We start from the raw sequence: 8,017 nt of genomic DNA on the forward strand, positions 1-8,017 counted from the left end.
GATGAGCTGGTCCGCACCGCTGCCGCCAATCGCATTCTCCATCACCGTCCCCCTCGCGATGAAGAAATTGCCGACAAGGCCGCCGATGTTGGAGGCCTGTTCCTCACGAAGGTCGATGACCTGATCGGCCGAGAACCCACTGAAATCCAGCGTGTCGGTGCCGCCGTTGTCGACAATCGTGCCGGCGATCGGGTTTGTCGCATTCACGAAACTGTCGAGATAACCACTTGCCGTTGAATTGAAACCGTATGTCGTGTCACCCAGATGGATATTGTTTGGCGTGCCGTAAAGCTGTTGGATCGCAAGAATGTCGGCGATCATCGGGGTCAGAAGATAGGCAAAGCTGGCATCGATATTTGTATTCTCGGTCTGATCGAAATACGACATGACCGACGCTTGCCACGATTCGTTCAGACAATAATTGTCAACGCCATAAGTTGCGGTGACATCATAATTTCCGGCATGCCCGAGACCGAGCGCATGACCGATTTCGTGGATGTAGGTCTGAAAGGAATAGCTGCCGAGTGAGGTTCCGTACGTATCCAGCCAGTCCGTCGAAATGTTGATGTCAGCTGACGTAATCGTTGAACCGGTGTTGAAAAATTCGGCATAGGCGTCTGCATTATTGTCGTCGAACGTGATCTGAGCACCGCTCGAAACGAAACTGAAATTGATCCCGGTGACGACGGTCCATGCCTCCAGGGCGTTCGTGGCAAGATACTGTCCCGCAGCCGTCAATCCCGTTATATCGACTGTCAGAAAGCCTCCGGGTGCGACATCGAACGCGAATTGCCCGCCCCAGTAACCTGAGGTCAAATAGGCCGCGATCTGGTCGTTGGTGTATTCAGTTGACGGTGCTGGCGGTGGCGGAAGGATGGCCCCCTGAACGATTACGGTGTAGTCAAGGTCAAACGAAGCCGCCCCCCCCCCAACCTCAACGTAGAGATCGACGGCCTCCATGGACGTGTTTTCGTAACTCAGGACGACCCCGGATCGTGAATAATTGTCACGTGTGCCGACAGAGCGGCCTGTCGCATCGTGCAGATATGCGCTCAATCTTTCATTCTCGGTGCTAAGTTCGCCTGCTACCGTGATCTCCACGGTCTGGCCGGCTTCTGCAGTGACGTGAATCCAGTCTTCATCGAATGGGTTCTTAACTGTACCGGAAAAAGTTTCACCTGCGACGAGTTCATAAGGTGTCGATATGTCGTCAGGCGCATCGATTCCTTCCTCGAAACGGTAACGGTCCGGGGGCACTTCCTGAACAGTGACAGTGTAGTCGGAAGGATAAGGCCGATCATATATATAACTTGAGGACACTCTCGCTGAAACGTATAAATTAACAAGTTCATCTGAGTCGTTAATGTATATTATTGTTGCGCTGTTATCGCTGTATTTATCTCTATTTTTTAAACCTTTACCATTCTCATCGTAGAGAGAACTCGACATAGAATAACTAATGGTGGATGATATAATTTCTATTGTCGTATCAGGGTTAACAGTGACCCGAAACCAGTCATTGTCGAAAGTATCGGAAGTCGTGCCGGTGAGAGTGTCACCAGCAACCAGTTCATAAGGCGTCGATACATCGGCAGGTGCATCAACGATCTCCACATATTCGGCTCTGGTTGCAAATTCGTTCGGTGCCAAGGAATTGGCCGATGCAGTCTCAGCAACGAATGCCGGTGCGTCTGCGCCCGGCGCGGTATCTGGATTAGCAGGTGCGGAAAGTGTGGCGCGGGCATGATATCGATAGTTCAAACAGAATTTACACATCTATGCCCGCTCATATTGTCATTAATCTGGATACATTGCACAATCCCTGCGTTTATTCAATAAACTGAATTTTAACTTTTGTGCGCACGAGACGAGTTCTGAGTGAATTTCAAATCCGAATTTTCAGACTCTTTGCTGTTGCTCTTAAGCCCGAGCTCTCCCTCACGTCGGATGAGCAAAAGGGTTCAGGTCAATGCGCCATAATAGAAACCTCGCGAAGACCTGGTTGGACGCAGCTTCGACCCAGGTATGGCAAAGGACAGAAATTCCATTTCAAAGCCTATCTGCACGGTTTCGGATTGATGACTTCGTTTGTTAGGGGGCGAATGTCAGTTTAGCGGTTTGCAGCCGGTAAAGTGGACTGGAGGCTGTTGTGGGCCAGGGAACAGTTTTCCCGCAGATCCGAATTAAGTTGTCGACCTTTATAGGATAACGTCACCCGCACTCAGGCTTGCCGTGAACACATTGTCGATAAAGAGAATATCTCCGTCGCCGAAATCAATCCTCAATCCGGTTGCGCGGTCTTCCGCCAATGCCAACACTTCACCAAAGCCGGAAAAATTGAAGTCGCTAAGGTCGATCTTGTCCCGGTCGATCTCGAAATCTTTGATCTTGTCGAAATCGTCTCCCCGATTGAACACGAAAATGTCCCAACTTCCGTCACCGGCTGCACCGCCGGAGCCACCTCGCAAAGTGTCGTTTCCAGCGCCCCCGTTTATGGTGTCATTACCATTTTCGCCCAGGATGAAATCATCGCCTGCACCGCCATAAATCGTGTCGTTGTTGCCGCCGCCCCGCAGGTCGTCATTGCCATTCCCGCCATCCATCTCGTCGTTGCCGCGATTGCCGCGCAAGCGGTCATCGTCCCGGTTTCCGAACAGCTTGTCATTTCCCTGGCCGCCATAGACGTAATCTTTGCCTGCGCCGCCAGTCAGCGTGTCATCGCCGCCGAGCGACACAAGTACATCTTCCCCGGAGCCTCCGGACAAGGCATCTGCTTCATTGCCGCCGCGAAGTCTGTCATTGCCATCTCCGCCAGACAGCGTGTCATTTCCGCCCTTACCGGAAATTACATCGTTGCCGGCGCCACCATCCAGGACATTGTCACCGGCGTCACCGGTCAGACGGTCGTCATAGTCCGAGCCGGTAATATTTTCGATGGAATAGAAACGGTCCCGGCCATAACCGGCGCCAATGTCGCGGCCGCTCCAGCGCAGGTCAACGCTTACTGAGCCGTTCGCACTTATGTATGAGATCGTGTCCGAACCGGTGCCGCCGTCAAGGGTGTCGTCACCGTACCCGCCGATCAGGATATCGTCGCCAACACCTCCTTCAAGCGTGTCATCGCCTTCTTCCCCTGACAGGATGTCATCGCCGGCAATACCTGTGAGAGTGTTGTTCAGAGCGTTTCCCGTCAGGTAGTCGCCGTTGAGCGAACCATAAAGGTTTTCGACATCAGCCAGGGTATCACCCTGTGCATCTCCGCCAACCCCGACGGCACCTGCTGCCAATGACACCGTTACACCGGCAGACGAGGCATCATAAAAGGCCGTGTCGTTGCCTGTGCCACCGTTCAGAAAGTCCGCGCCGGCGCCACCGATGAGATGATCGTCTCCGGTTTCACCCAGAAGTGTGTCATCCCCTGCGGCTCCAAATAGAGAGTCATTCCCGTTGTTCCCGCGGATGGCATTTGCGCCCTCGTCTCCGGTTATGACGTCCCTGGAGATGGACCCTCGGACGTTTTCGATATCGATCAGCGTGTCGCCTTGCGCATCTCCGCCGTACTCAGAATCTGCATCCGACAAATCGACGATCACACCATAATCCGAGGAGTGGTAACTGGCCCAGTCGATTCCCTCACCACCGTTCAGAACATCGAAACCAAAACCGCCAATAAGAACGTCGTTGCCGCCGTCACCAAACAGGGTGTCATCGCCGTGGAGACCAGACAGGGTATCGTCGCCATTGCCACCACGAAAATAGTCTTTGAGCGCGCTGCCGGTAATGACATCATCATGGGTCGAGCCCATTATGCGTTCGATATCGACTAAGATGTCGCCAGCGGCATGCCCGCCCAATTCCGCAAGATTGTCGGAGAGATTAATCTTCACACCTGCGTCTGAAGTGTGAAAACTGGCCGTGTCTTCGCCTTCTCCCCCATTCAGAATGTCTGCGCCCGCGCCGCCGATCAGAATATCGGCGCCGGCCTGACCCTGAAGAGTATCGTTGCCTTCTTCTCCGTAAAGGCTGTCGTTGCCGCCAAGACCATGCAGAACATTGGCAGATGCGCTGCCCCTGATCGTGTCGTTGAACGCAGAGCCCAGAATGTTCTCCACGCTCGTGAGTTCATCACCTTCTGCATGTCCGCCGGCTTCCACCTCGCCATCGGACATATCAATCTGAACGGCCTCATTCGAGCTTTCGTAATACGCCCAGTCCAATCCGGAGCCGCCGTTCAGCCGGTCGGCACCCAAATCACCCTTGAGGATATCGTTCCCGCTCCCTCCCGACAGAACGTCGTCACCATTGTGACCGCGCAGGTAGTTGGCATAAGCGTCGCCGGTGATCCGATCTGCATAAACAGATCCCAGAATGTTCTCGATACCCGACAACGTGTCGCCCTCGGCATGTCCGCCGGTTTCCGCTGCATTGTCCGAAAGATCGATCTCTACCGCATCGTTTGAGGTTTCATAATACGCCCAGTCCGTACCCAGGCCGCCATCAAGGTTGTCTGCATCCGCACCGCCGATGAGGATGTCATTTCCGGCATCGCCCTGAAGCGTGTCCGCGCCCCCGTAACCTGAAAGGACATCGTCTCCTTCGTTCCCCCTGAAAGTATTCGACTGCGCATTGCCCGAAATACTATCCGCGTAGATGGAACCGAAAATGCCCTCGATGTCTGTCAGAACATCGCCTTCAGCCTGTCCTCCCGATTCGGCAGAGTTGTCGGACAAGTCGATCGTCACGGCAGCCTGCGAGATGTCGTAATAGGCCCAGTCAAAACCGGCGCCGCCGTTCAGGCTGTCGGCACCGGCTTCGCCATTCAGAATATCGTTGCCATCTCCTCCGAAAAGCGCATCGTCTCCATCATTGCCGCGAAGCACGTTTGCCAGACCGTCTCCCGTGAGCGTGTCGTTGTGAACGGATCCAAGAACATTCTCGATCCCGTCCAGAAGGTCACCTTCCGCATGGCCTCCGGTTTCGACCGCGGCGTCGGAAAGACCGACATTTACTCCGGCATCCGAGAATTCATAGCTTGTCCAGTCTTCTCCGCCGCCGCCAAAAAGCCTGTCTGCACCCGCACCGCCCAAAAGGGTATCGTTGCCGTCTTCCCCGTAAATGGTGTCGTCGCCATCATGGCCATTGAGGATATTCGTCCCGGAATCGCCCGTGATCGTGTCTGCAAAGGCAGACCCCAGGACATTTTCGATACTCGAAAGAAGATCGCCCTGCGCATGCCCTCCGGTTTCCGCGGATGCGTCGGAAAGGTTGACGGTGACCGCGGCATCCGACGCGTCATAGTGAACCCAGTCCTCTCCTGCACCGCCATTCAGGCTGTCGGCGCCCGCCAGACCTGCAAGAATGTCATTTCCGTCGCCACCTTCAAGTGTGTTGTCAACATCGTTTCCGATAATCGTGTCGTTGCCGCTTCCGCCGATCGCATGTTCAATTACCGAGCCCCGGGCGATAAAGAAAAATCCGGTGGAGCCGCCGACGCTGGATTCATGTTCCTGCTGCAGGTCAATGACCTGGTCGACCGAATAACCGCTGAAATCGAACGTATCTGTTCCGGATGTGTCGATGATCGTTGCGGTAAAGTTTTCCGTTGCGTTCACGAGATCGTCGAGATTTCCGCCCGCCGCGGAGTTGAATCCGTACACCGTGTCACCCGCATGTACTGATGCAGGTGATCCGTAAAGTTGTTGAATGGCCAGAATGTCGGCGACAGCCGGCGAACGGGGGTATGCAGTCGGAGCATCCACATACGGGTTCGTATACTGGTTGAAGAGCGACATCACCGACGCGTGCCAGGAGTCGTTCAGAAAGTTGTTATCGATACCCAGCTGGTACGGAACGGCATCAATGTCACCGGTGTAGCCAAGACCCAGCGCGCGGCCAACTTCGCGGATATAATAATAAATACCTCTCCCGCTGGGATCCTGCCCTGAGCCGTTCAGAAAGCGCATGTCAATCGTGACAGTCGCGCTTGTGATCGTTGAGCCGTCAAGCTCATGGGTAGTGTGAGGAGGCCGGTAGTCGTTGTCATCGAAGGTGATATGCGCATCACCGGATACGTAGTTGAAATTGATGCCGGTCACCGATGACCAGACTTCAAGGGCATAGCGTGCAAACGCCTTGCCCCTGTCCCAGATCATCCCGTCGAGACTGACATTCAAACTTCCACCGGCCGAGATATCGAATGACCTCGCGGTTTCACCGATATCCTGCCAGTAGCCTGACACCAGGTAATCCGCGATCTGATCATTGGTGTAGGTGGGAAGCGGTTCAGAAAGCTCGGTTCCCAGCACGTAATTGCCACCATCGCGGCTCCGTGCCTGAGCTTCCAGATAATAAGTTCCAGATGAAGTAGGCTCGTACACCAGCCTGGATTTCAGTATGCCTCCGCTATTGTCATCGCTCTCGAGCAAAACACCATTGCTGTCGCGAAGGCGAAGGAAGGGATCGTATATGGCAGGCGACGCACCTTCCTCAAGCGTAAAGATATATTTTTGACCTGCCGTAAGTTCGATACGAACCCAGTCGCTTCCTGCTTCTTCCCGATAACCGGTGAATGTGTCTCCGGCCGAAATCGTATAGATCGTGTCGATCGAAGAAGCCGCGTCTTCGCCCTCGAAACGATTTTGTTGGAGGGCGTTGTGCGACTGCTCTGCGGACTCGTTCGCTTCTGGAATAGGATTTTCAAGCAACTCTGACATTTCTAATTTCTAAATGTTCACAGTACGATACGATAAGAGAAAGCCTGGGCACCTCCAAAGCCATGCAACCCTACGGCTACTGATGGTTGATACACAATCGTATTTATTAACGCAAAGTTACAATGTTATTCTGACGGATGTTTCAAACGAGTGTGACAAATGTGCTACGCCGTCGCTGACGGGACGACCCTATGAGAATCTGGTTTCATAGCTGACGGTTCAATCGAGCCCAACGGCACATCTGGGAGTGACCGGATAACCAATTTCCGCCTTTTGCTTCAGGCTGTCGCCACCGTAAATCCTAAAATGCGGTCATTAGCGTAGCGAAGTGAATTGGTGGCTTGCGACAGGTGCCGATAAACGTTTCTCCCCCAGATACGAGTTAGCGTTCAGCTAAAGCCAGGTCGGTTGTTGAAATTCTTGTGTCGAGCAAAACAGCGTGGGGTTGCGGGTGCTGAATGGTGGCGGTTTACCTGAAAATGTGCCGGAGTGTGGTTCCGCGGATTTTCCGAAGGGCACCGACATCCGATTTGTCACGCCATAAAGTGGACCAACCGTGTCCAGCACGTTCGTCAAGGTCATGTCGCGTCGTCTATCAGCAGGTTCCGGCAACCCTTCTAACACTGCAAGAATTTGATTGGATTTGTTCAAATCATTGACTGAACGCGCAAAGGACGGAATTTTTTTGGTGTTGTTGCGCGGGTTGAACCCTTGCTTTGGCAGGCGCTATACATCGGGACACGACCCCGTCCTCTTGATGCGTCCCGATACAGCCACTTCCAAGACCAAAATCTGTACGGAGTGGTTTGCCCTTGCCCCTTAACCGTCACGTGAACGATCCATCGCCGCCACCTTTGGCATCCACCGCCAAATGCGCCAAAACACTGCAATGGCAGTAGATTAACAGAAGAAATGGGGGGCAGAGAAAGCGTCAGATTTGCCATATAAGGCTTTGAACCAAGCAACGATATTTTCAAAGGATTTCTTCGGAACCACAAAATACGGCAGCGACGCTATATCTCGCCGCGCCTCTCAAACGTCACAACATTTAAGACAGCTGTATGAGCTATTGAAGTTGTCGAGAAGTTTCAGATCCTGGAAGGCCACACTTGCACTGGCGGAGAAGGCCCGCCAAACACAACTAGGTTAGTTATCGGGCCCTGAATCACCAAATCCAATTCTAAAGGATCACGTCGCCGCTATCGAGCAGGGCCAGGCTCATATTGTCGATGAACAGGATGTCTCCGTCTCCGAAGTCAAGACGAAGACCGGAGGGACGGTCGCTGGCCAGTGCCTGCAGGGCT

At 53.6% G+C, this 8,017-nt stretch carries 2 protein-coding genes; both read right to left on the minus strand.

Going from position 1 to position 8,017, the window contains the following annotated elements; translation table 11 throughout:
* The coding region (locus ABLQ08_RS32350) for a M10 family metallopeptidase (protein ID WP_352950904.1) at nt 1–1,320 on the minus strand (1,320 nt) is incomplete at its 3' end.
* An 878-nt stretch (nt 1,321–2,198) separates the two neighbouring features.
* Nucleotides 2,199–6,713 carry a M10 family metallopeptidase C-terminal domain-containing protein gene (locus ABLQ08_RS32355; RefSeq protein WP_352950905.1) on the minus strand — a complete coding sequence of 1,505 codons (4,515 nt, stop codon included), beginning with the start codon at nt 6,711–6,713 and terminating at the stop codon, nt 2,199–2,201.
* Nucleotides 6,714–8,017: the final 1,304 nt, after the last annotated feature.

Source organism: Roseibium sp. SCP14 (assembly GCF_040329475.1).
Lineage (GTDB): Bacteria > Pseudomonadota > Alphaproteobacteria > Rhizobiales > Stappiaceae > Roseibium.